Raw genomic sequence first — 24642 nt, forward strand, 5'->3', positions numbered from 1 at the left:
GGATCAGGGAATCTGGTGCGCGGGAGTGACGCCGCTGTTCTGCACGCGCAGGCTGGCGTACGGCTGGGAACCGAATTCCATGCCCAGTGAACGCGAGCCGACGTGCAGGTAGTAGGCGCCGGTGTCGTCGAAGGTCACCGCCGCCTCGTAAACGCCCTCACCCACTTCGTACGCCGCGACTTCCTGCGGCCAGGAACCGGGGGCACGGAAGTAGCGCACGCGCAGGTCACGCACACCGCGGCGCACCTCGTCGTCCTGGCCCTGGACGATGCGGAAGCGCGCCTTCACCGGCTCACCGGTCTGCACCCGCGGGTTGTCGAGGAGGAACTCCACCCGTGCATGCTGGCGGGCCTTGGCCAGTTCCGGGTTCTCCATCACCAGGGCACGGAAGCAGTGGGTGATTTCCGGCTGGTTGAGGATCAGCGCCACGTCGAAGTCGCCGGCCGCCGGTAGGCGTACCCGCGAGCTGAACACCCCAGGCGCGGTCTCCCGCAGGCTGCGGTCGATCACCCGCGCCGCGCGGCTGGTGTGGCCGCGATTGAGGTAGTTGGAGCTCGGTGCGTTCATCCCTTCCATGTAGAAGTAGGCGGTGTTGTCCACCGGGTTGACCACGAACACCGCCGCGTCATCGCGAGCCGCCGCCACGCTGTCGGCCAGTGGCAGGTCGTCGGCCAGCTTGGGTGGCTGCGGCCCGGCCTCGAAACTCTGCAGGATCGGCTCCTTGCCACGCCCCAGTGAGCCGAGGTTGATCATGGTCACCCGTGGCGAGGCCAGCCCGCGCACATAGGCATAGGCGCGGGTGTAGACCAGCTGGTACGGCTCGGCGCTGACCTGCAGCTGGTGGATGATCTCGTCGCTGGCGGCGTCGATCACCAGCGCCTGGTCGGTCAGGGTGTTCAGGGTGATGCCGTAGCGGCCGTCCTCGGTGAAGCGCAGCGGGCCGATGCCGCGCCCGGTGTCGATGACCTTGCGCACCGCCAGGCTGCGCGCGTCGATCACCGTGATGCGCCCGGCTTTGCCGTCAGCGACGTAGACCGCCTTGGACAGCGCGGAGTAATCCAGCGCCAGCGGCTTGGGCCCGGTCGCCAGGTCGCTGACCCGGCTCAGCGTGGCCACGTCGAAGATGCTCACCGTGCCGGCGTCGCGGTTGCTGACGAAGGCGTAGCGCGAGTCTTCGCTGAAGGCGATTTCGTGGTGGCCGGCGCCAGTCGCGGCGCTCAGCACGGTCTTGCGGGTCTGCGTGTCGATCACCGTCACCCCGCTCTGCCCATCCTGGCGACTGTCGTTGCCGACCCACAGGTAGCGGCCGTCCGGCTGCAGGACGACGCGGCTCGGCTCGCTGCCGGCCGGCAGGTTGGCGACCACCTGGAAGGTTTCCGTGTCGATCAGCGCCACCTCGCCGCTGGCCGGCAGCGACACGTACAGCTGGCGGTCGCCGCGGCTGGCGGTCCAGTCCATCGGCCGGTGCTTGAGCGGAATGCGCATCAGCGTGCTGGTGATGCCGCCCAGCGAGGTCACCGGGTCGATCACCGTGATGCTGGCGTCCTGGTTCATCAGCACCAGGTAGTAGCTGTTGAAATCCAGCAGCGGCCGCGCGCCCATCACGCCCTTGAGGTACAGGCCGACTCGCGACTTGCACTGCAGCGTGCGCGTGCCCGGATCGCTGTCGGGCAGCGCCTGGTCGAGCCAGGCGCCGGGCGCCAGGCCGGCCATCGGCTGGCCGGTCTCGGCGTTGGTCAGGCGGAAGCGGATGTCGGCGAACATGCCTTCGGTGAGGTTGCCGGTGTTGCCCACCGGCGTGGCCTCGAAGTCGATGGCGATGCCGTCGCGCACCAGCCGGTGGCTGCTGCTGGTCGGGATCAGCGCGGCTTCGCGTGCGTGCTGCGTGTCCTCCTTCATGTGGGTCAACACCCCGGCGCCGCCGGCGATGGCCAAACCGGAAATCAACAACACACATGCTGTAGTCCGTACGGCGTTCACCACGGCAATCCCTCCTGGCTGGTGACCCTCGCGCAACCCTGCGAAGGCGCGATCACTGACTGGGTGTCTGGTCTGGTTCGTTACTCACGCGCAGCAGGCCCCAGATGCCACCGAGATTGCCGAAGGCGGCATAGTCCCGGTACAGATAGTCGCCCGGTACCGCGTTGCGGCCACCGGCGCTGGGGTGCATGAAGCTGAAGTGGGCCGCCGGCAGGACGCTTTCCTGCGCACCGATGTACAGCGCCAGCGGGTTGTAGCCGAAGCGCATCGAACCGACTCCGGCGTACTTCATCGGATAGCCCATGGCGTCGGACTTCTCGGCCTGGAACGGATTCAGCGCCCAGACATGGCCATCCATCTGGAAGGTCGCCCCGCGACTGCCGCCCGACGGCATCAGCACGTGGGTGCGGAACGGTGCGCCCGGCTTGACGCGCAGAATCGGCGTGACCGGATCGCTACCCACCAGATCATTACTGTAGGCCATGTGCGCGTTGGGGATGTCCGCGTAGCCGTTGCCCTGGGCGTGCCCGAACGGCGCGTTGGGCGCGCGGCCGAAGCGGTACCACAGCGGCTCGCTCTTGTAGTTCACCGCCATCCCCGAGTTGTCCTTCGGATCGTTGGGAATCCCCGGCCCTTCCGAAGCCATGTTCTCCACCGGCCGACCGTCGGCCCAGCGCATGTTCAGCGACTTGTGCCAGACCAGGCTGAAGTCCCGATAGCTGGGCTGGCCGGCGGCCGTCACGGTGGCCGCGGCACGCATGCCCGGGTCTTCGACCCAGGTGGCGCCCGCCGGGGCGATGCTCATGGCGCCGGCCAGGCCTTTCTGGCCCTGCTTGATCGGGTCGGACGGCAGCAGGTTGAGGCCGCCGAACTCGATCGGATAGGCGTCGATGCGGTCCAGGTTGCGCCCCAGTTGCACCACCGGTTTGCCTTCACGCTCCAGGTGGCCGGCGTAGTACTGGTAGACGCGGCTCGGGTACGCACCGCTGCTGCCGGCGCGCGGCGGCACGGTCTGCACCATGTTGCTGCCGACGTTGAAGCCGTCCGACTTGGTGATGTCGTAGCTGAGCAGCTGGGCATGCAGGCCGACGTGGCTGGACGGACGCATCAGGTTGTTGTTGAAGGTCACCGAGCCGAGCGCGCTGAAACGGTCGCGCTTGACCATGCCCTGCATCACCGAATAGGCCGGCAGGTCCGGCATCACCAGCGGCAGGCGGTTCTCCAGGGTCACGTTGATGCAGTCGCCGGCGGCCGCGCGCAGCACCAGCGGCTCGACCGGGACACCGGGCTTGAGCTTGCCGGTGGTCGGGTTGAGGTCGCTCTTGCGCACATAGAGGATCGCGGTCGGGTCATGCAGCGGCCCGGTCTGCCCGCCGATGGTGATCACCTCGCCGTCTTCCTCGTCGACGATGGTCGCCTGCGGCACGCTGACCGGCCGCGGGTTGAACACCAGGGTCCCGCCGTTCGGCTTGAGCGGCCCGCCGACGTGGCCGCCGGGGTTGGCCGGGTCGCCGATGGTCAGGTTCAGCGGGTTGCCGAGGATGTCGTTGGCCAGCGCCGCGACCACCTCGTAGTTGCGCTGCACCGTGGCGCGCGTGCCGATGCCGTTGGGGTTCGGGCTGAAGCGCGGGCATACGCCGTCGAACGCAGTGGCGTTGCGCGCGCTGACCGGGCGCGGGTTGTTCGGCACGGCGAAAAGGTCCGGACGGGTCACCGTGTAGTTGCGCATCACGCCCCACAGACCGGTCCAGTAGCCCTCGATCGAGGCGTCCATCGAGTACATGTAGTCGCCGGTGTCCGCCGCCGAGGTGGCCATCAGCGCCACCGGCGCCATGAAGCCGAGCTGCTCGGAAATGCCGACCATCTGCGAGGCGCGCCAGCCGGAGGTCGAGTTGACCCCGAAACCGGTGCCGGTGTGCGCCCACTTGACCCCGTGCAGGGTGACGTTGTGCTCTTCCTCGTGGCCGCCGGCGTTGACCCGCAGGCGCACGTTGTCGCCGGAATAGGTGCGCAGGATCGGCGTGAACGGATCGCCCGGCAGGTCGCCGGCTTTATTGATATGCGGCGGGAAGTGGGTGGTCGCACCGGTCGGCCCGGTGGCCGAGGTCACCGCGCTGGGCGCCAGGTTGAGTGCCGGGATGGCGCGGTCGGTGCGGCTCTGCAGGGCGTAGCTGAGGTCGCCGGCGAGGCCGTCGGCCTGCATGCCGGGCTTGCCGTCCGGCGCCACCTTGTTGGGATCGAACACGCGCAGGCCGACCGGCTCGCTGCGGTAGTTGACGACGAAGATCCCCGGGTCATCCACCGAGATCGCCTGCGGGCATGGCCGCGACGGGCAGCCCGGGACCTGGCCGCCGGCCACTTCCACCACCGATTCGAGCAGGGTGCTGCCGTTCTGCCGCACGGGCGGGTTGATCGCGTAGCGGAACGTGTCGGCGGTTGCCGGGTAGGCACCCGGGTTGGGCACGCCGTCCGGCCCGGCGCCGACGTACACACCGGCTTCGTAGGCATGCTGGAAGTCGCTGTACTCGAGGAAGAACTCGCGGAAGCTGTCGTTCTTGCCGTCTTCATCGTTGTCGCCGGTGGTCACCACCGCCTGCCAGGAGGTCGGCCCGCCGTCGGCGCGCTGGCCATACAGCGGCGCGCCGGTCTCCGAGTGGTACCAGCTGGAACCGGCCGGCTCGGCCAGCACGGTGGCGTAGAGGCCGATCTGCTGGTGCGTCGACGGGCCGAAGTGGTCGTGGGTGAAGATGTTGCCCAGGCCGCGGTCGATGCCGTGCACGTTGACCACCGGGTCGGCGAACCAGCGCTGCATGGTGGTCCGCGCACCGTGCCAGTCGGCGCGGTTGAACTGACCGAAGTACGGGTGATTCTTCGCCTGCGGACAGTCTTCCGTGCCCTCGCGCGGGTCGCCCGGCAGGCAGTGGTTGTATTCGCGGATGGCGTGGATGCGCTCGACCACGGTCACCGGCGAGAGCACGCCATCCTCGTAGTTCCAGCCGTTCGCCGAGCCATCGGCGGCGGTCAGGTCCCACTTCGGAAGGTGGATGTGCTGGCCGATCACGTCGGTCGGCGTGCGCACCTGATAGTCGTCCATCTCGTAGAAGGCCGGGATCAGGTTGGTGTGGTGGTACATGGTGCAGTCGAAGGTGTTCATCCGCATCACCAGCGGCTCCGGCGGCTGCTGCTTGTTGATCACCGGCCAGGCGTCCTCCCAGAGGGTAAGGATGCGGGTCTGCGGGAAGTGGTAGCCGACCTTGTTGAACACCGCGTCGATCTGGATGTTGGCGCCCTTGTAGACGCGCGGATGGTCGGCGCTGAATTGCGAGGCGCCAGTGAACGACTGGCCGTCGATCTCGCCGCTGTTGAACGCGCCGAGGCCGGCGGCCTGGGTCAGGCGTTTCTGCCGGTCATCCATGCACGGCTCGAAGTACGGTGCGCCGGCCACCGGCAAGGCGCCGTTGGTGATGTAGTCCTTGGCGTAAACCGCGCCGCCGGGGTTCACCGCGTAACTCGGGTGGCTCGGCTGGGCGTGGTAGGCCATCGCCGCCTGTTCGACGTCGGTGCCTTCCTCGGGGAAGTACACTGCCTTGGCACGGTGGATGGTCTTGGAAAAGTCCAGCGCGCTGGTGATCACTTCGGCTTCGCCACCGGCCGCCCAGCCGTCCAGCGAGTGCCTCGGCAGGCCGCCGTCCCAGCCCCCGGACTGCGCCGGATCGAGGTTGGCCCACAGTGCCTTGCCGCTGTCGCGCAGGGCTTGCGCCTTGCTGGCGTCGAGCATGTCCAGCGGCGGGGTTGGCGGACGTTGGCCGACGGTGCTTTCGATGCCGCCGATCCAGAACGGGAAGCCGGGGTTCTTCAGGCTGCCGTCGGCATTGCGGTTGGCTTCGCTGCGGTCGACCAGCGCCACCGAGCCGATGACCTTGCTGACTTCCTCGGCGCTCGGGTGATCGTCATCACCCTCCTCCTCGTCATCGTCATCCTCGTGGGCGATCAGCTGGGTGCTGATCTTCGGCACCACGGTGACCTTGCCCGGCATCGGCGGCATGGCCTTGCCTGGCAGCGGCACGATGGCCGGAATCGGCGCACCGGCGACGATCTCGCCGTCCGGCAGCGCCCGTGCATCGGCCGCCGGCAGGCCACTGCGCAGGCCGAAGGGTTGTTCGTGGAAACCGTCCGCGCCATTGGCCGAAGCCGCCAGACGGGTGCCTTCCTCGAACACGTCATGGATGCGCCACATGGCCCACATGCCTTGGGCGAAGTGCGGATAGAAGTGGCAGTGGTAGATGGCGTCACCGGCGACCCGGTTGCGGTTGCCCGAGCCGCCGTTGGCGATCTCGTAGGTGTAGCCCGAGCCCGGGCCGACGCCCTGGGCGTCCATGTAGTCGGAGTTGTCGTCGTTGGGATTGAACAGCCACTGGTGGCCGTGCAGGTGAAACACGTGCTGCTCGTAGCCCATGCTGATGTTGCGAATCTTGACGAAGTCGCCGATGTAGCTGTGGTTGACGTTGGAGGGCTCGTCGGGGAACAGCGCCATGCTCGCCTTGATGCCGACCGCATCGGCCGGCGCCGCTTCGCCGGGGCGCAGGTTCTCCAGCCCGACGTTGGCCGGCACGTCGACCAGCATCGCCGCGTCACCGACGGTGTGCGAGCTGAGGAAGAACTCCTCGTAGGCGCAGGACAGGCAGTCGTGCATCGGGCCGACGCCAAGCCGGTTGGCGATCACCTCGGCGCCGATGCCGCCGGCGCCGTAGTTGATCATGAATGAGTCGCGGGTCGGCTCCAGCACGTGGCCGAACACCGGGTCGGCCCAGTAGCCGGGGAACGCCTGGGTGACGGCCGACTGGTCGTGCAACGCTACGGCGAAGTCGCGGAACGGCTCGAGGCGGTTGGGCACCGCCGGGTTGCGCTTGCCGTACATCTCCAGCGGGTAGGTGGCCGGCGGGAAACGCCCGTCCGGGTTGGGGCCCATGACGATGGCGTCGCTGTTGCTGGCGACGATCTCGTTGTTGTCGATCATCGCCAGGATCGGCTGGCCGGCCTTGCCTTCGCTGATCCACGGCTCGCGCTGCGGGTAGCGCGCCTCGTAATCGACGATCGGCTGGCCAGCCGGGGTGCGCCCGGTGCTGGCCAGGCGCATGTCTTCCTCGCTGACCGTGTTGCGGTAGGTCTTGCCGCCGCGCGGCACCACCACCACCTGGGCGAACAGTCCGTTGCCGACGTTGCCCGAGGTGCCTTCGCTGCCGAAGGTGGCGCCGTGGCTGACCACCGCGAACGAGCCTTCGCGCTCGGCGTACAGGGTGTAGCTGCGCGTGCCGCCGGGGGCGACCAGCGCGCTGCCGTTGCGCCCGGCGTTGGTCGCCATGTCGGCGATGCCGTTGACCGGTTGCAGGCCGTTGACCTGGAAACCGACGTGGCGGTCGGCGACCTGAGCGTCGACATGCTGTTCGCCGGCCAGCTCGTCCTCGAGCTCGGAGCCATTCGGGTTGGCCTGCGGCGCCAGCAGGTTCTGCAGGCTGATGGTCACGCAATCACCGACCGCCACCCGCAGCACCAGCGGCCGCGGGCGCTTGTCCGGGCGAAGGGTGACCTGGCCGGGCGTCGCCGCGCCGCCGCGATGCAGCGGCACCTGGTTGCGATCGACCACATCGCGGCTCAGCGCGAACATCATGCCGTTGACGTTCTGTGCGCCGAGGCGGTTGAACATCAGCGGCTGGTCGAGGGCCACCACATTGGCCAGCAGGTTGCGTTCACACTGGATCGCCGCCTGCGCCGGCGACCACAGGCCAGCAAGCAACACCCCCAGCAGCAACCCACCACCCCGCAAGCGCCACAGCGACGGTCGCGCGGACGCCGGCGTCGAGTTATCGAGGGTGAGGAATGCGGGGTGCCGGTTCATGGGGGAGCTCTCCAGCGTCGTGTCACAGGGCATAGGGACGGCCTGCAGGCGCCGGAGCAAGCCCTATGCCAAAAACAATCCTCTTTGATTTCAATGCCTTGCATTGACGAACACCCAGGTTGGGGGTGAATTCCCCAGCGCTGCCCCCGATTCCCCGCTGCCTGGCCCGAATCGGTCGGCCAAGCGCGATCAGTTAGGAGTGGGGAAATGGGTGTGCCGCGACCCCGCAACTGGGGAATTCCCCCCAGCCCTGGCGTTCGCACGTGCTCACGATTCCCAAGTGTCCGAGTGCTTCTGCTACCGCCAGCTCCTACCTCGTCACCCCGCGCAGGCAGGGGTCCAGCGGCCTGGGACGCCACTCCCAGCGGGCACCTGGATACCGGCCTCCGCCGGTATGACGGGGGTTGTAGTGAAGTGGCCCGGGGAAACTGCTTACGATCACCCGAGCGCCAAGCGCCCGATGCTTCTGCCGTCTCCAGACTCCCTACCTCGTCACCCCCGCGCAGGCGGGGGTCCAACGTGCGAGCAGGCCACTCCCATCGCGCAGCTGGATACCGGCCTACCGGGGTTACAGCGCGGGTGTAGCGCGGCTGGCTACCAGGCGCCGGTAATGCTCCAGCACGTTGGGCACGTAACGCATAGTTTCCGGGATCGGCGGGATGCTCCGCCCGCTGTCGCGCACCGCGCCCGGCCCGGCGTTGTATGCGGCCAGGGCCAGCGACAGGTCGTTGCCGAACAACTCGAGCATGCGCTTCAGGTAACGCGCGCCGCCGTCGACATTGGCCGCCGGGTCCCACACATCGCTCACTCCCAGCTCGCGGGCGGTGGCCGGCATCAGCTGCATCAGGCCGGCGGCGCCTTGCGGCGACTGGGCGCGCGGGTCGTAGCCGGACTCGACGCTGATCACCGCATGCAGCAGCGCCGGCGGCAGGTCGTGGGCGGTGGCCGCCGCCGCGATCAGTTGCTCGTATGGCTGCGTGCCGGCCAGCGCGGCCGGCTGCGCCACGGGCGCAGGCGCCGCAGCAACCGGCGCCTCGCGGCGCACCCGCACGTAGTTGCGCTCGGCGCGGTAGATGTTGGAGAGCACGATGCTGCCGTCCTTGGCCACGCCCATGTAGACGTCCGCCTGCGCCGGCGCGGCGTTTCCGCCGAGCACGATGACGAGGGCGCTGGTCCACAGCGTGGCGATGATCCGCATGCTGGCTCTCCTGTCCTGCGAGCGCGGTGGCTGCACTGAGGCAGCCGGCACGCCGAGCACGCAAACGGCATGCCGAGGCAGACGTGCATGGCTCTTGCATTGCCTCACTCAGGAGACCGGCGAACAGGAGATTTCCCCATGCGACACATTCAACGCTCCGCCCGTGGCTTCACCCTGCTGGAACTGCTGGTGGTGCTGGTGGTGCTCGGCCTGCTGGCCGGCATCGTCGGGCCGAAGTACTTCAATCAGCTGGGCCGTTCGGAAACCAAGGTCGCCCGCGCGCAGATCGAAGGCCTGAACAAGGCACTGGACATCTACCGCCTGGAACTCGGCCACTACCCGAGCAGCGAACAGGGCCTCATTGCGCTGACCGCCGCGCCCAGCGACGAGCCGCGCTGGGCCGGGCCGTACCTGCAGAAAGCGGTGCCGCAGGACCCCTGGGGCCGCGACTACATCTACCGCTCGCCCGGCGAGAACGGCGATTACGACCTGCTGTCGATGGGCAAGGACGGTCAGCCCGGCGGCGACGGCGAAAACGCCGAAATCACCAACTGGTGAACCATGCGCTATCTGATCAAGGGGGTGCGCAAGACCGGCGGCGTGGTCTCGCTGACCCTCGACGCGCCCTCCCCCAGCGAGGCCCAGCGCGCCGCCGAGAACCAGGGCCTGCACGTCCTCGCACTGCACAGCGAGCGGCATTGGCGGCTGCGCTGGCCGGGCGGCGAGGCCTTCCCGCTGCTGCTGTTCACCCAGGAACTGAGCACCCTGCTGGGCGCCGGCCTGGCGCTGATCGACGCGCTGGAGAGCCTGGCGGAGAAGGAAGGCCCCGGGCACGCCCGCCGCGTGCTGCTCGGCCTGGTGCGCACGCTGTATGAAGGCAAGTCGTTCTCCCAGGGGCTCAGCCAGTTTCCCGAGACCTTCCCGGCGCTGTACGTGGCGCTGGCGCAATCCAGCGAGAAGACCGGGGCGATCGGCGAGGCGCTGAACCGCTACGTGAGCTATCGCAAGCGCATGGACGAAGTGCGCCAGACCATCGTCGGCGCCTCCATCTACCCGCTGATGCTGCTGTTGGTTGGTGGCGGCGTGCTGCTGTTCCTGATCGGCTACGTCGTGCCGCGCTTCAGCCTGGTGTTCGACGGCCTCGGCTCGAAGCTGCCCTGGCTGTCGCAGGTGCTGCTCAGCGCCGGCAAGTTCCTCAGCGCGCATCAACTGGGTTTCTACGGTAGCTTGCTGGCCGGCGCGGTACTGGCCACCGTGCTGCTGCGCCAGGTCGCCGTGCGCCGCGCCCTGGCCCGACTGATCGAGCGGGTGCCGGCGGTGCGCCACCGCTTGTTCGTCTACGAACTGGCGCGTTTCTACCGTTCGCTGGGGATTCTCCTGCAGGGCGGCATCCCCATCCTCACCGCCCTCGGCATGGTCCGCAGCCTGCTCGGCGTGACCGCCCGCGCCAGCCTCGACCAGGCCTGCGCGCGGATTCGCGAGGGCCAGGCGCTGTCGGCCTCGCTGGAAGCCTGCAAGCTGACCACCCCGGTGTCGCAGCGCATGCTCCGCGCTGGCGAGCAGGCCGGTAACCTCGGCGAGATGATGGAGCGCGCCGCCGAGTTCTACGACCAGGAAACCGGGCGCTGGATCGAGTGGTTCGTCAAACTCTTCGAGCCGCTGCTGATGACCTTCATCGGCCTGGTCATCGGCGTCATCGTCATCCTCATGTACATCCCGATCTTCGAGCTGGCCTCGAGCATTCAGTAACCGTTCGGCACATTACAAATCCGTCAGGCTGCCCCCGCCCGCGGTTGCGGGGTATACCCTATGCAGCTGGAGCGATTGAAAGCCGAGCCTGATGAAACTGCTGATCGTCGAAGACGAACCGAAGACCGGCCACTACCTGCAACAGGGACTGCGCGAAGCCGGGTTCAGCGTGGAGCTGACGCAAAATGGCCTGGACGGCGAACACCGCGCGCTGACCGGTGACTTCGACCTGCTGATCCTCGATGTGATGCTGCCCGGCCGCGACGGCTGGCAGGTGCTGCGCAACCTGCGCGGCGCCGGCCTTGGCCTGCCGGTGCTGATGCTCACCGCGCGCGATGCGGTCGACGACCGGGTGCGCGGCCTGGAGGCCGGCGCCGACGATTACCTGGTCAAACCCTTTGCCTTCGCCGAACTGCTCGCCCGGGTGCGCACCCTGCTGCGGCGCGGCAACAACGCCGCGCCAAGCACCAATCTGCACCTGGCCGACCTGCACCTCGACCTGCTACGCCGCCGCGTCGAACGCGACGGCCGGCGCATCGACCTGACCGCCAAGGAATTCGCCCTGCTTGAGCTGCTGCTGCGCCGCCAGGGCGAGGTGCTGCCCAAGTCGTTGATCGCCTCGCAGGTGTGGGACATGAATTTCGACAGCGACACCAACGTCATCGAGGTCGCCATCCGCCGCCTGCGCGCCAAGGTCGACGACGGCTTCGCCGCGCCGCTGATCCACACCGTGCGCGGCATGGGCTACGTGCTGGAGGCGCGCTGCGAATGAGGCGCCTGTCGCTGGCCAGTCGCCTGGCGTTGCTGTTCGCCGCCTGCACCGCGGCGGTGTCGCTGCTCGCCGGGGTGCTGTTCAACCGGGCCAGCGAGGCGCATTTCGTCGAACTCGACCAGCAGTTGCTCAGCGGCCGCCTGGTCGCCCTGCGCAACCTGCTCGACGGCGTCGACAGCCCGACCGGCCTGACCGCCCGCCGCCCTGCGCTGGAGGCCGAACTGCGCCGCCATCCCGACCAGGCGCTGCAGATCCTCGGTGCCGACGGCCAGCTGTGGTTCATCAGCGACGATGCGCCGCCGTTAAGCTCCGCCGCACACCCCGGCCTGCACGACCTGCGCAGCGCTGACAGCGACTACCGGGTGCTCGACGCCGCGCTGCACGAGGGGCGTGCCGACAGCCCGCGCCTGCGCCTGCTGCTCGACATCACCCACCACCAGCACTTCCTGCAGCGCATGCAGCGGCTGATCTGGCTGACGGTTGGCCTCAGCGCCCTGGCCACCGCGCTGCTCGGCGCCTGGGTGGCGCGCCGCGGGCTGCAGCCGCTGCGGCGGATGGCCGAGGTCGCCGGCGGAGTATCAGCGCATGCGCTGGCCCATCGCCTCGACGAAACCGACGCGCCGGCCGAGCTGGCGGAACTCACGCGAGCCTTCAACGCCATGCTGGCCCGCCTGGAAGACGCCTTCGCGCGGCTCTCGGGGTTTTCCGCCGACATCGCCCACGAGCTGCGCACGCCGCTCTCCAACCTGCTGACCCAGACCCAGGTCACCCTCGCCCAGCCGCGTGGCAGCGAGGTCTACCGCGAGGCCCTGCACTCCAACCTGGAAGAGCTGCAGCGCCTGACCCAAATGGTCAACGACATGCTGTTCCTGGCCAAGGCCGACCACGGCCTGCTGGTGCCCAGCCGCGAGCCGCTGCAGCTCGCCGACGAACTGGACGCGCTGCTGGAGTTCTACCGTCCGCTGGCCGACGAAGGCGGCGTGCACCTGACCCGCAGCGGCGCCGGCGAGCTGCTCGCCGACCGCGGCATGCTGCGCCGCGCGCTGTCCAACCTGCTCGACAACGCGCTGCGCTTCACCCTGCCCGGTGGCGAAGTTCGCCTGGAAGTGGAGACTGCTGCGGAGCGGCTCAGCCTCAGCGTGGCCAACACCGGCCCGGACATTCCCAGCGAGCTGCTGCCACGCCTGTTCGATCGCTTCTTCCGCGCCGACCCGGCGCGCCGCGAGGGCCCCGGCGAGCACGCCGGCCTCGGCCTGGCGATCACCTGCTCGATCGTCGTCGCCCACGGCGGGGCGATCCGCTGCGAATCGGGGCTGGGCTGGACGCGCTTCATCCTCGAATTTCCCACCTGAGCGGCTGCTTACCCGCCGCCACCCGCCCTGGCACCGGCACGACGGGGGCTTGGTCGCCCCGCGCTGCAGCCGACCGCCGCCTGCCTATACTGGACGAACCCGGCGAATGGAGGTGGTCATGCCCAGCTATTCGATGGAAACCATCCGCACCGTCGCCCTGGTCGGTCAGGGCGGCAGCGGCAAAACCAGTCTGGTCGAGGCCTTGCTGCAGCGCAGCGGTGCGATCGCCAGCATGGGCAGTCTCGAGCGTGGCGACACGGTCTGCGACTTCGACCCCATGGAGCGCGAATACCGACACTCCCTATCCTCGGCGCTGGCGCACTGCAGCCATGCCGGCGCCGAGCTCAACCTGATCGACACCCCCGGCTACCCGGACTTCATCGGCCAGGCGATTGCCGCGCTGGCGGCCGTGGAGACCGCGCTGGTGGTGGTCAACGCGCAGAACGGCATAGAACTGAGCACCCGGCGAATGATGGAGCTGGCCGGCGAGCGCGGCCTGTGTCGCCTGCTGGTGGTCAACAAGATCGATGCCGAACGCGTCGACCTGCCCGGCCTGCTCGCCGAGTTGCGCGAGGTGTTCGGCAAGGAGGTGCTACCGCTCAACCTGCCGGCCGCCGGCGCCAGCACGGTGGTCGACTGCTTCTTCAATCCGGCCGGTGCGCCGGATTTTTCGTCTGTGGAGGACGCGCATCAGGCGCTGGTCGACCAGGTGGTGGAGGTCGACGAGGAGCTGATGGCGCGCTATCTGGAGCAAGGCGAGATCAGCCCCGAGGAGCTGCACGAGCCATTTGAGCGGGCATTGCGCGAAGGCCACCTGATTCCACTGTGTTTCGTCTCCACCCGCACGGGCGCGGGGATCGGCGAGCTGCTCGACATCCTCGCGCGCCTGGCGCCCAACCCGAGCGAAGGCAATCCGCCGCTGTTCCTCAAAGGCGTCGGCGACGACGCCAAGCCGTTCCGCTCGCAGCCGGACCCGCAGGGCCATGTACTGGCCCATGTGTTCAAGGTGGTGATGGACCCCTTTGTCGGCAAGCTGGGCATCTTCCGCGTCCACCAGGGCACCTTGCAGCGTGACATGCAGCTGTTCGTCGGCGATGCGCGCAAGGCCTTCAAGCTCGGCCACCTGCTGCGCCTGCAGGGCAAGCGCCATGAGGAAGTCGGCCAATTGATCCCCGGCGACTTCGGCGCACTGACCAAGATCGACGAAGTGGAGTTCGACGCGGTGCTGCACGATTCCCACGACGAGGACCAGATCCGCCTCAAACCGCTGGTCTTCCCCGCGCCCATGCAGGGCCTGGCCATCGAAGCCAAACGGCGTGGCGACGAGCAGCGCATCGCCGAGGTGCTCGCCCGGCTGCAGGCGGAAGACCCCTGCGTGAAGATCGACTACCACTCGGTAACCCAGGAAACCGTGCTGCGCGGCATGGGCGAGCTACACCTGCGCTACCTGCTCGACCGCCTCTCCGGCAGTTACAAGTTGGAAGTGCAGACCTGCACGCCACGGGTGCCCTACCAGGAAACCATCACCCAGAAGACCGAAGGCCACAGCCGCCACAAGAAGCAGACCGGCGGTGCCGGGCAGTTCGGCGAGGTGTTCCTGCGCGTCGAGCCGCTGCCGCGGGGCGCCGGCTTCCAATTCGCCGACGAGGTCAAAGGCGGGGTGATTCCCGGCCAGTTCATCCCCTCGGTGGAAAAAGGCGTGCGTTCGGTGCTGGAGGCCGGGCCGCTGGCCGGCTACCCGGTGGTCGACGTCAAGGTGACGGTCCACGACGGCAAGAGCCATCCGGTCGACTCCAAGGACATCGCCTTCCAGGCCGCCGGCCGCAAGGCCATGCTTGAGGCGCTGCGCGCTGGTGGGGCGATCATTCTCGAACCGATCGTGGCCATCGAGATCACCGCGCCGGAGACCAAGATCGGCGACATCACCACTGACCTGATCGGCCGGCGTGGCCAGGTGCTCGGCACCGAATCACTGTCACAGGGCTTAACGCTGATCCGCGGCCAGGTGCCGCTGGCGGAGCTGGAAGGCTACGCCGGCCGGCTCAAGTCGATCACCGCCGGGCACGGCAGCTACGGCATCCTGCTCAGCCACCACCACAACGTGCCGCAGGATGTGCAGCAGCGCCTGAAGGCCAGCTACAAGGCGGTGCAGGAAGAGGATTGAAGAGCGCCGGCCTGCCCTCTCCCGCCGGGAGAGGGTTAAGGCGACCCGCGCAGGGTGCGGGGCGAAGCGTTACTGGCGCATCCCGCGGCCACTCACCAGCAGGCGCACGCAGACGATGTAGAGCACTGCGGTCGCCACCAGCATGAAGGCGATGGCCACGCCGATGCGGATGTCCGACACGCCGAGGATGCCGTAGCGGAAGGCGTTGACCATGTGCAGGATCGGGTTGGCCAGCGACACCGTCTGCCAGAACGGCGGCAGCAAGGTAATCGAGTAGAACACCCCGCCGAGGTAGGTCAGCGGCGTCAGCACGAAGGTCGGGATGATCGAGATATCGTCGAAGTTGCGCGCATACACCGCGTTGACGAAGCCACCCAGCGAGAAGATCGTCGCGGTCAGCACCACCACCAGCACGGTCACGCCGAGGTGATGGACCTGCAGCTTGGTGAAGAACAGCGACAGCATGGTGACGATGAAGCCCACCGCCAAGCCGCGCAGCACGCCGCCGATGGTGTAGCCGAGCAGGATGGTGTGCGGCGAGACCGGCGACACCAGCAGCTCCTCCACCGAACGCTGGAACTTGCTGCCGAAGAAGCTCGACACCACGTTGCCGTAGGCGTTGGTGATCACCGACATCATGATCAGCCCGGGCACGATGTACTGCATGTAGGTGAAGCCGCCCATGTCGCCGATCTGCCGGCCGATTAGGTTGCCGAAGATCACAAAGTACAGAACCATGGTGATCGCCGGCGGCAGCAGGGTCTGCGGCCAGATGCGCACGAAGCGGCGAATCTCGCGGTAGACGATGGTGTTCAGCGCCACCCAGTTGGCGCGCAGCTCGGAATTGATCAGCTCGGTGTTCATACCGCCACCTTCGACAGGTTCTTCTCGACCAGGGACACGAACAGCTCCTCCAGGCGGTTGGTCTTGTTACGCAGGCTGAGCACCTCGATGTTGAGCGTCGCCAGCTGACGGAACAGCTCGGTCAGGCCGAGGCTCTTCTCCACCTGCACCTCCAGGGTGTGGTGGTCGGCCAGGCGCGTCGGGTAGCCGTTGAGCTGCGGCGCGACGGTCATCGAGTCCTTCAGGTCCAGCAGGAAGGTTTCCACGTGCAGCTTCTTCAGCAGCGCCTTCATGCTGGTGTTCTCGACGATCCGCCCGTGGTCGATGATGCCGATGTTGCGGCACAGCTGTTCGGCTTCCTCGAGGTAGTGGGTGGTGAGGATGATGGTGATGCCCTGCTCGTTGAGCCCGGTGAGGAAGCTCCACATCGAGCGGCGCAGCTCGATGTCCACCCCGGCGGTCGGTTCGTCGAGGATCAGCAGACGCGGCTGGTGGACCAGCGCGCGGGCGATCATCAACCGCCGCTTCATGCCGCCGGACAGCTCGCGCGACGCCGAGTCGCGCTTTTCCCACAGGCCGAGCTGGGTCAGGTACTGCTCGGCGCGTTCCTTGGCCAGCTTGGCCGGGATGCCGTAGTAGCCGGCCTGGGTCACGACGATGTCGAAGACCTTCTCGAACTGGTTGAAGTTGAACTCCTGCGGCACCACGCCCAGGCAGCGCTTGAGCGCATAGGGCTCTTTGTCGAGGTCGTGACCGAACACGTTGACCGTGCCGCTGGATTTGTTCACCAGGGTCGACAGGATGCCGATGGTCGTGGATTTGCCGGCGCCGTTGGGGCCGAGCAAGGCGAAGAAGTCGCCCTCGGCGACGTCCAGGTCGATGCCGTGCAGCGCCTGGAAGCCATTGCCGTAGGTCTTGGTCAGCTGCCGGATGGACAGGGCGGAACTCATGAGGGATTCGTACTCTGCAAAAGGAAGGGAGGTTAGATAAAGGTTGAGCCGGGCAATTGCAACCGTTGGTCTCAGGTTAGCGGAGTCATCACCGCGCGCTGGAACGCCGGCCGCTCGCGCAGGCGCCGGTACCAGTCGGCCAGGTGCGGCAGCTCCGGGCGCGTGATGGGCATTTCGAACCAGGCATAGATGAAGCAGCCGAGCGGAATGTCGCCCATGCCGAAGGTCGCACCGGACAGCCACGGCTGTTGGGCCAGGGCCTGTTCGGGAATACGCAGCAGCTCGCCGCAGCGCTGGATCGCCGCCGCGATGGCCTGCGGGTCGCGCTGTTCCGGTGGGGTACGCAGGGTGCCCCAGAATACTTCGCGGAACGGTCCGGCCAGGCTGCTGGTGGTCCAGTCCATCCACTTGTCCGCAGCGGCCCGCTCCATGGGGTCTGCGGCGTACAGGCGGCCGGGCGCGTACTGGGCGGCCAGGTAGCGGACGATTGCGTTGGACTCCCAGAGCACCAGGTCGCCGTCTTCGAGCAACGGCACCAGACCGTTAGGGTTCTTCGCCCGGTAGGCCGGCTCGTTCACCACGCCAAAGGCACCGCCGGCGTCCAGCGCCTCATAGGCGACGCCCGCTTCCTCGGCGCACCAGAGCGCCTTGCGCACGTTGGACGAGTTCTTCCTGCCCCAGATTTTCAGCATCGCTCGCGTCTCCTCGCCCTGAACGTATGGCTCGAGCCCAGCACCCTACCATCCCGGGCGCCAGAGACCAGACGCGAATGCTGATGTTAACTATCGAGACGCTTCATGGTTCGCGCCTCGGCCTCCAGGTCGCCACCGAGAAACGGCGAGCCGACGGCGAACAGGTGCGGGTACGCCTGCTTCAGGTGACCGATGAACAGCGCCTCGGGCAGGTCGGCGAACTGGCCGTGATCGGCGAGGTACTCCATGTAGCGTTCACCCTGATCGTTGAACGGGTGAAACACGCTGTCCTGCAGGCCATCGAATTCCAGCGGCGCCACCTGGAAGGCGCGGCATAGCTCGCGGTTGAACGCCGGCGTGGCCTTGACCCAGCGCCCGCGCAGGTACAGCTCGGTGTAGCCGTGCATGGCGAACACTTCGCTGCGCAGCATTTCGAGCAGCCGCGGAGTGGCCAGGTGGTTGCGCACATCGGCCAGGCCGAGGCGTGCCGGAATCCCGCAGTGACGAGCGCAGGCGGCGAGCAGCAGGGCCTTGGGTACGCAGTAGGACTCGCCAGCCTGCAGCGCCTGGCTGGCCTTCAAGCCATCGCCTTCGACGCTGAAGCTGTAGGGGTTGTAGCGGATCTCGTCGCGCACCGCGTAGTACAGCTTGACCGCCTGTTCGAGCGGGTCGCGACTGCTGCCGCGGCGCTGTTCGGCGAACTCCACCACCTGGGGGTGGTCACTATCGATGAAGCGGCCGGGCTCGAGGTACTCGCGCATGGGGAGATCTCCAAGGGTTCGCCAGCCAGTCTAGCGAGCGCTCTGCGCGCCAGTCACGACGTTTCGGCCAAGCTCACCGCGCTTGGCGCCATCCTCGGCGCCGGCGGTGACTACGCTTTGACCGGCGCCCTTCGCCGCCGCGTCATCCATGGAGGATCGTGCATGTGTGCTGTCTGGTTGTTGATTCTGGTCGTCGGCGTTCTGCTGCTCGCCCATCGCCGCACCCCACCCTATCCCGCCCTGGGCATCGTCGCTGTCTACCTGCTGGCGATGGCGCTGTTCAGCACGGTGCCCGCCTGGCTGATGGTGATGCTCGGCGCGCTCTGGCTGCTCGTCGCCCTGCCGCTAGCGCTGCCGGAGCTGCGCCGCAAGCTGATTACCGCGCCACTGTTCAAGTGGTTCCAGCGCGTCCTGCCACCGATGTCGGAGACCGAGCGCGACGCCATTGAAGCCGGCACCGTGTGGTGGGACGGCGAGCTGTTCAGCGGTCGGCCGCACTGGAACACCCTGCTCGACTATCCCAAGGCGCGCCTGAGCGACGAGGAGCAGGCCTTCATCGACGGTCCGACCGAGCAGCTCTGCGCGATGGTCAGCGACTGGGAGATCGGCCAGCAGATGGACCTGCCGGAGCGCGCCTGGCAGTTCATCAAAGAACACGGCTTCTTCGCCCTGATCATCCCCAAGGAGTACGGCGGCAAGGGTTTCTCCGCCTACGCCCACTCGCAGGTGGCGATGAAGCTGGCGACCCGCAGCGGCGATCTGGCTTCGACGGTGATGGTGCCCAACTCGCTCGGCCCGGCCGAACTGCTGCTGCATTACGGCACCGAGGCGCAGCGCAATCACTATCTGCCACGCCTGGCGCGCGGCGACGACATCCCCTGCTTCGCCCTCACCGGCCCGCTGGCCGGTTCCGACGCCGGCGCCATGCCGGACACCGGAATCATCTGCAAGGGCCAGTGGCAGGGCGCGGAAGTGCTCGGCCTGCGCCTCAACTGGGAGAAGCGCTACATCACCCTCGGCCCGGTCGCCACCCTGCTGGGGCTGGCGTTCAAGGCCTATGACCCCGACCATCTGCTCGGCGAGGAAGAAGACCTGGGCATCAGCCTGGCCCTGATCCCCACCGACACCCCCGGGGTAGAGATCGGCCGTCGTCACCTGCCGCTCGGTGCCGCATTCATGAACGGGCCGAACTCCGGCACGGACGTGTTCGTGCCGCTCGACTACCTGATCGGCGGCCAGGAATACCTGGGCAAGGGCTGGATGATGCTGATGAACTGCCTGTCGGTCGGCCGTTCGATTTCGCTGCCGGCAGTCGGCACCGGCGCGGCCAAGGCCACCAGTCTGGTCACCGGCCAGTACGCGCGAGTCCGCGAGCAGTTCAACGTGCCTCTGAATGCCTTCGAGGGTATCCAGGAGGCCCTGGCGCGGATCGGCGGCAACGCCTGGCTGATGGACGCGGCGCGCATCCTCACCGCCAGCGCGGTCGACCTCGGCGAGAAACCCTCGGTGCTCTCGGCGATCCTCAAGTACCACCTGACCGAGCGCGGACGCGAGTGCATCGGCCACGCCATGGACGTGCACGGCGGCAAGGGCATCATCATGGGCCCGAACAACTACCTGGGCCGCTCCTGGCAGGGCGCGCCGATCTTCATCACCGTGGAAGGCGCGAACATCCTCTCGCGCAACCTGATGATCTTCGGCCAGGGGGCGATCCGCTGCCATCCGTACGTGCTCAAGGAAATGGCCCTGGTTGGGCGCGAGGATCACGACCAGGCGCTGGTCGAGTTCGACGATCTGCTGCTGCGCCACGTCGGCTTCGCTGTGAGCAACGCCGCCAGCAGCCTGCTGCTGGGCCTGACTTTCGGTGCGTTCGGTGAAGTCCCCGGCGACAACGTGAGCCGCCCGTACTTCCGTGCGCTGAACCGCCTGGCCGCCGCCTTCGCCCTCCTCGCCGACTTCAGCATGATGCTGCTCGGCGGTGAACTGAAACGCCGCGAACGCCTGTCGGCGCGGCTCGGCGACGCGCTCAGCCACCTGTACCTCGCCTCCGCCGCGCTAAAGCGTTACCACGACCTCGATTACCCCGAGTACCTGCGCCCCTCGCTGCACTGGGCGCTGGCGGAAAGCCTCGGCCAGGCGGAAGCCGCGCTCGACGGACTGCTGCGCAATTTCCCCAACCGCGTGTTCGGCTGCCTGCTGCGCGTGCTGGTGTTCCCCCTGGGCCGCCGCCACAAAGGCCCGTCGGATGCCCAGGACCGCGAGATTGCCGCCCTGCTCGGCCACAACAGCGGCGACCCGGCACTGGAGGCGCTGCTCGAAGGCTGCTATCGGCCCACCGACCCGCAGGACCCGGTCGGCGCGCTGCAGCATGCCGTCGACCTATTGGAGGCCAGCCAGGCCGAGCGCAAGAAGCTCCACCAGGCGCTCAAGGCCGAGCAGTTCAACTCGACGGCGGGGCAACCCGAGCTGGACGCGGCGTTGGCCGCCGGCGTGCTCGACGACGCCGAAGTCAATCGCCTGCGCGCTGCGGAAATGGCACGCCGCGCGGTGATCGACGTCGACGACTTCGCCAAGGACGAGCTCAAGCTGAGTCGCGGCAAAGTCCGTTAGCCGCCGCCACATGGACGACAGCGGGCGCGGGGAGTCTTATACTCCGCGCCCGTTTTCGCATTCAGGACCAGCGCCATGGCCACCAACCACCTCGACCATCACCTCGCTCTGCTCAATCACCTGCGCGGCATCCTGGTCGCCCTGGGCGAAGCCGAGCAGGTGGAAGACGACACCCACGCCCTGTTCCTCGAGCGCTTCGACGAACTGCTGCGCGAGCTGCCGCAGAACCTCGAAGGCAACCTGTACCTGGGCCAGGAGCTGATCAGCCAGGTGTTCCACCGTTATCCGCAGATCGCCCACCTGGTACCGCGCGACCTGCTGTGGTTCTTCGGTGGCGACTGCCTGCACTTCATGCCTGACGAAGAGATCGAGCTGTTCCAGCGCCTCGACGAGCGCCGCTACGAAGCGGAAGAGAACGACGAACCGTTCGACTGGAACCTGGAGAAGCAGCTGCTGGCGATGCCCGCCGACAGCAGCAAGCACTGAACACGCAAAAGGCCCGCGCGGCATAGCCGGCGGGCCTTTTGACTGACTGCGTCTGGCGCAGAAACGAAAACGCCGCTCGATGAGCGGCGTTTTCGTTTATTTGGAGCGGGAAACGAGACTCGAACTCGCGACCCCGACCTTGGCAAGGTCGTGCTCTACCAACTGAGCTATTCCCGCATACAACTTTGAAATTGGCGTCCCCTAGGGGACTCGAACCCCTGTTACCGCCGTGAAAGGGCGGTGTCCTAGGCCACTAGACGAAGGGGACAAACAACACCACAGGCATTGTTCGGTAAAACTGGAGCGGGAAACGAGACTCGAACTCGCGACCCCGACCTTGGCAAGGTCGTGCTCTACCAACTGAGCTATTCCCGCATACAACTTGGAAAATGGCGTCCCCTAGGGGACTCGAACCCCTGTTACCGCCGTGAAAGGGCGGTGTCCTAGGCCACTAGACGAAGGGGACGCGGCCCGGAACTTACAACAGCTAAAACGCCTGCTTCCGGCTTTCAGTTTTTGCCTTGCGGCTTGCGCTGAAAGTGGCGCGCATTCTATGGAGCCTTTGAAACCTCGTCAACCCTCATTCAAAATATTTTTAAAATCAACGACTTCAGGGCAAAAAGAGCACCCCCACTAGGACTGCCGCGAGCAACACTCTACACTCGCGAAAAAACAATGAGAGGTGTCAAGGTGTCTCCGCTCGTTATCACTTTGTTGATCGTGGGTGGCATCGCCATCCTCATTGTCATCGGCTATATCAACCACATGCTCGAGAACCGCAATCTGGAGCGTGCCCGCCAGAAAGCCGAGTTCACCGACCGTGTGCGGCGCAGCCGCGACATCTCCGAAGCCCTTCCCGGCCAGTACATGACGCCGCGACTGAAACTGCTGCTGGCCAAGCTGCAGCTGCAGAGCTGTGAGCGCCTGCTGCCACTGGATAAGCACAACGCCGCTCTCAAGGAACAGATGGAGGAGCTGCGCGGGCAAATCGCCCAGGGCGAATCCATCCCGGTCAGCAATACCCCGCAGAAGATCCTCAGCGACGCCAAGGCCAAGGACATCCGCTACCAGCTGGAAAGCCTGCACGGCCAGATCGGCCGCGCCGCCAAGGAGGGCGCCCTGCCCGCCCAGGACGCCAAGTACTGGAATCAGGAAATCCGCCGCATGCTGATCACCACCAACGTCGAGCTGTTCTCCAACCTGGGGCATCTGGCGTTGCAGCAGAATCAGCCGGGCCAGGCGCGCCTGGCTTTCGAGCGCGGCGTGCAGTATCTGCGCAAGCTGCCGGACCCTACCCCCTACGAAACCGAACTGCAGCGCCTGGAAATGCAGCTGGCGCGCGCCAACGCGATGGTGCTCGACACCGGCAAACCCGCCGCGGACGACACCAATGAGTTGACCGACGGTCTCAAGTCGCTGGACAGCGACGATTGGAAGAAGAAGCAGATCTACGACTGATCGCCCGCCTCCCGCACAGGAACCCACGACATGACCCTCACCGTCTACGGCGCGCCACTCTCCCCGTTCGTCCGCAAGCTGCGCCTGTGCCTCGCCGAGAAAGGCCTCGCCTATCAGCATGAGATGACCATGCCTGGCGAAAAAGCCGACTGGTTTCGCGACATGAGCCCACTGGGGCGCATCCCTGCGCTGCGCGACGGCGATTTCACCCTCGCCGACTCCAGCGTCATCTGCCAGTACCTGGAAGCCCAGTATCCCGAAAGCACACCGCTGTACGGCCGAGATGCCCAGGAAACAGCGCGGATTCGCTGGCTGGAAAAATACGCCGACTACGAACTGGGGCCCCTGGCGACCTTCTGCGTGTTCCGCAATCGCATCGTCAAGCCGACCTTGGGGCAGAGCTGCGACGAGCAGATCGTGCAAACTGCCTTGCACGAGAAGCTGCCACCGCATTTCGACTACCTGGAGAAGACCCTGGGCCAGGCCGAGTATTTCGTCGGCAACCGCCTGAGCATCGCCGACCTGGCCATCGCCTGTCAGCTGATCAACATGGCGCATGGCGGCGAGCGCCTGGATGCACAGCGCTGGCCGGCCCTGGCCGCCCTGGTCGCGCGCATCGAGCAGCGCGACAGCGTGCAGAACCTGCTACCCGGCGAGCAGGCGACGGTCGCCAAGATTCGCAGCAAGTTCCTCAGCACCGCCCCATGAAAAAAGCCCGGTATTTGCCGGGCTTCTTCTTGCAGGCCAATCAGGCGCCGGGTTCGAGCAGTTTCAGCCCCACCCAATAGCGGGCGAACTGGTAGGCACAGCGACCGTTGCGGTTGCCGCGCCCCAGCGCCCAGCGAATCGCCTCCTTCTCCAGCGCCTCGTCCCACGCCCAACGCAGGCCGGTCGGCGCAGCCAGCACGCCGACCCAGTGGCGCACCACGTCAAGGAAGTGCTCCTGGCTGAACGGATAGAACGACAGCCAAAGCCCGAAGCGATCGGACAGCGCGATCTTGTCCTCCACCGCCTCATTGGGATGCAGCTCGCCGTCGACCATCTGCCAGTTCTCGTTGTCGCTCTGCTTTTCCGGCACCAGGTGGCGACGGTTGGAGGTGGCATACAGCAGCACGTTGTCCGGCGCGCGCTCCAGCGAGCCGTCGAGCACGCTCTTCAGGACCCGGTAGTCGCCCTCGCCCGCCTCAAACGACAGGTCATCGCAGAACAGCACGAAGCGCTGCGGCAGCTTGGCCAGTTGCTCGACGACCCGCGGCAGGTCGGCCAGATGATCCCGCTCGATCTCGATTAGGCGCAGGCCGGCACCGGCATGCTCGGCCAGCAACGCGCGGACCAGCGACGACTTGCCGGTACCGCGCGCGCCCCAAAGCAGGGCGTGGTTGGCGGGCAGGCCATCGACGAACTGGCGGGTATTGCGCGCCAGCTGGTCGCGCTGCCGATCGACGCCAAGCAGGTCGTCGAGGCGCATGTCGAGGCTGACCTGCAGCGGCTGCAGATAGCCGTTGTGGCCCTCGCGATGCCAGCGCGCCGCCAGACACTCGCGCCAGTCGATGGCCACGCGCAGGCTCGGCAACAAGGGTTCCAGACGAGCCAGGACGGCCTCGGCACGATCAAGAAAGGTAGTCCAGCGGGCGTCCACGGTGCGCTCCTGATAACTCGAATGGGCGGGCGAGCGCCGATTATGCCAGCGCAGGCGCACGGGACAACCCGCACTCCACGCCAACGCCGCGC

At 67.1% G+C, this 24642-nt stretch carries 17 protein-coding genes and 4 tRNA genes; 9 read left to right on the plus strand and 12 right to left on the minus strand.

The window, feature by feature from the left end; all coding sequences use genetic code 11:
- Positions 1–3: 3 nt before the first annotated feature.
- The 3 genes from JQX08_RS00630 to JQX08_RS00640 form a co-directional block, all read right to left on the minus strand.
- A complete protein-coding gene (locus tag JQX08_RS00630) occupies positions 4–1980 on the minus strand; it encodes a cytochrome D1 domain-containing protein (RefSeq protein ID WP_430472503.1) in 1977 nt (658 codons plus the stop codon).
- Between the two features lie 52 nt (positions 1981–2032).
- Complete coding sequence (mnxG, locus tag JQX08_RS00635) at positions 2033–7876, minus strand: manganese-oxidizing multicopper oxidase MnxG (protein ID WP_283246492.1); 5844 nt, start codon at positions 7874–7876, stop codon at positions 2033–2035.
- A 568-nt stretch (positions 7877–8444) separates the two neighbouring features.
- Positions 8445–9074, minus strand: a complete 630-nt coding sequence (locus tag JQX08_RS00640; RefSeq protein WP_204913960.1) for a lytic transglycosylase domain-containing protein — start codon at positions 9072–9074, stop codon at positions 8445–8447.
- Positions 9075–9212: 138 nt separating this feature from the next.
- Here JQX08_RS00640 and gspG point away from each other — a divergent pair, with 138 nt between their 5' ends.
- From gspG to fusA, 5 genes are all read left to right on the plus strand, one after another.
- Positions 9213–9632: a type II secretion system major pseudopilin GspG gene (gspG, locus tag JQX08_RS00645; protein ID WP_204913961.1), complete on the plus strand. Its 420-nt coding sequence runs from the start codon at positions 9213–9215 to the stop codon at positions 9630–9632.
- Positions 9633–9635: 3 nt separating this feature from the next.
- Positions 9636–10823 (plus strand): type II secretion system F family protein, encoded by a 1188-nt coding sequence (locus tag JQX08_RS00650; protein ID WP_204913962.1) that lies wholly within the window; start codon positions 9636–9638, stop codon positions 10821–10823.
- A 91-nt stretch (positions 10824–10914) separates the two neighbouring features.
- Entirely contained in the window at positions 10915–11595 is a 681-nt protein-coding gene (locus JQX08_RS00655; protein ID WP_204913964.1) for a heavy metal response regulator transcription factor, read from the plus strand.
- On the plus strand, positions 11592–12947 hold the full coding sequence (locus JQX08_RS00660; protein ID WP_204913966.1) for a heavy metal sensor histidine kinase: 1356 nt from the start codon (positions 11592–11594) through the stop codon (positions 12945–12947). Before JQX08_RS00655 ends, JQX08_RS00660 begins: the two co-directional genes overlap by 4 nt.
- Positions 12948–13065: 118 nt before the next feature.
- A complete protein-coding gene (fusA, locus tag JQX08_RS00665) occupies positions 13066–15111 on the plus strand; it encodes an elongation factor G (protein ID WP_204913968.1) in 2046 nt (681 codons plus the stop codon).
- 69 nt (positions 15112–15180) lie between these two features.
- Here the strand turns inward: fusA and JQX08_RS00670 are convergent, their stop codons facing one another.
- The 4 genes from JQX08_RS00670 to JQX08_RS00685 form a co-directional block, all read right to left on the minus strand.
- On the minus strand, positions 15181–15960 hold the full coding sequence (locus JQX08_RS00670; protein ID WP_204915302.1) for an ABC transporter permease: 780 nt from the start codon (positions 15958–15960) through the stop codon (positions 15181–15183).
- Positions 15961–15971: 11 nt separating this feature from the next.
- A complete protein-coding gene (locus JQX08_RS00675) occupies positions 15972–16904 on the minus strand; it encodes an ABC transporter ATP-binding protein (RefSeq protein WP_204913970.1) in 933 nt (310 codons plus the stop codon).
- Positions 16905–16975: 71 nt separating this feature from the next.
- Positions 16976–17596 (minus strand): glutathione S-transferase family protein, encoded by a 621-nt coding sequence (locus JQX08_RS00680; protein ID WP_204913972.1) that lies wholly within the window; start codon positions 17594–17596, stop codon positions 16976–16978.
- An 86-nt stretch (positions 17597–17682) separates the two neighbouring features.
- Positions 17683–18357: a transglutaminase-like domain-containing protein gene (locus JQX08_RS00685; protein ID WP_204913974.1), complete on the minus strand. Its 675-nt coding sequence runs from the start codon at positions 18355–18357 to the stop codon at positions 17683–17685.
- Between the two features lie 162 nt (positions 18358–18519).
- On the opposite strand from JQX08_RS00685, the gene JQX08_RS00690 reads away from it, so the two are divergent.
- Together JQX08_RS00690 and JQX08_RS00695 are read left to right on the plus strand one after the other, a co-directional pair.
- Complete coding sequence (locus tag JQX08_RS00690) at positions 18520–20967, plus strand: acyl-CoA dehydrogenase (protein ID WP_204913977.1); 2448 nt, start codon at positions 18520–18522, stop codon at positions 20965–20967.
- Between the two features lie 75 nt (positions 20968–21042).
- Positions 21043–21453, plus strand: coding sequence for a PA2817 family protein (locus JQX08_RS00695; protein ID WP_204913979.1), 411 nt, complete (start codon positions 21043–21045; stop codon positions 21451–21453).
- Positions 21454–21554: 101 nt separating this feature from the next.
- Here the strand turns inward: JQX08_RS00695 and JQX08_RS00700 are convergent.
- From JQX08_RS00700 to JQX08_RS00715, 4 genes are all read right to left on the minus strand, one after another.
- Positions 21555–21630 (minus strand) — tRNA-Gly (locus JQX08_RS00700).
- Positions 21631–21645: 15 nt separating this feature from the next.
- A tRNA-Glu gene (locus tag JQX08_RS00705) sits at positions 21646–21721 on the minus strand.
- Between the two features lie 31 nt (positions 21722–21752).
- Positions 21753–21828 (minus strand) — tRNA-Gly (locus JQX08_RS00710).
- A 15-nt stretch (positions 21829–21843) separates the two neighbouring features.
- Positions 21844–21919, minus strand: a tRNA-Glu gene (locus tag JQX08_RS00715).
- A 224-nt stretch (positions 21920–22143) separates the two neighbouring features.
- Here JQX08_RS00715 and JQX08_RS00720 point away from each other — a divergent pair.
- Together JQX08_RS00720 and JQX08_RS00725 are read left to right on the plus strand one after the other, a co-directional pair.
- The gene (locus JQX08_RS00720) at positions 22144–22911 is read left to right on the plus strand and encodes a hypothetical protein (RefSeq protein ID WP_204913981.1); all 768 of its coding nucleotides are present in this window, start codon (positions 22144–22146) and stop codon (positions 22909–22911) included.
- 30 nt (positions 22912–22941) lie between these two features.
- Complete coding sequence (locus JQX08_RS00725) at positions 22942–23619, plus strand: glutathione S-transferase family protein (RefSeq protein ID WP_204913982.1); 678 nt, start codon at positions 22942–22944, stop codon at positions 23617–23619.
- 40 nt (positions 23620–23659) lie between these two features.
- Here the strand turns inward: JQX08_RS00725 and JQX08_RS00730 are convergent, their stop codons facing one another.
- On the minus strand, positions 23660–24550 hold the full coding sequence (locus JQX08_RS00730; protein ID WP_204913984.1) for a DUF815 domain-containing protein: 891 nt from the start codon (positions 24548–24550) through the stop codon (positions 23660–23662).
- Between the last annotated feature and the right edge of the window lie 92 nt (positions 24551–24642).

Origin of the sequence: Zestomonas insulae (genome assembly GCF_016901015.1) — a bacterium.
Classification (GTDB): domain Bacteria; phylum Pseudomonadota; class Gammaproteobacteria; order Pseudomonadales; family Pseudomonadaceae; genus Aquipseudomonas; species Aquipseudomonas insulae.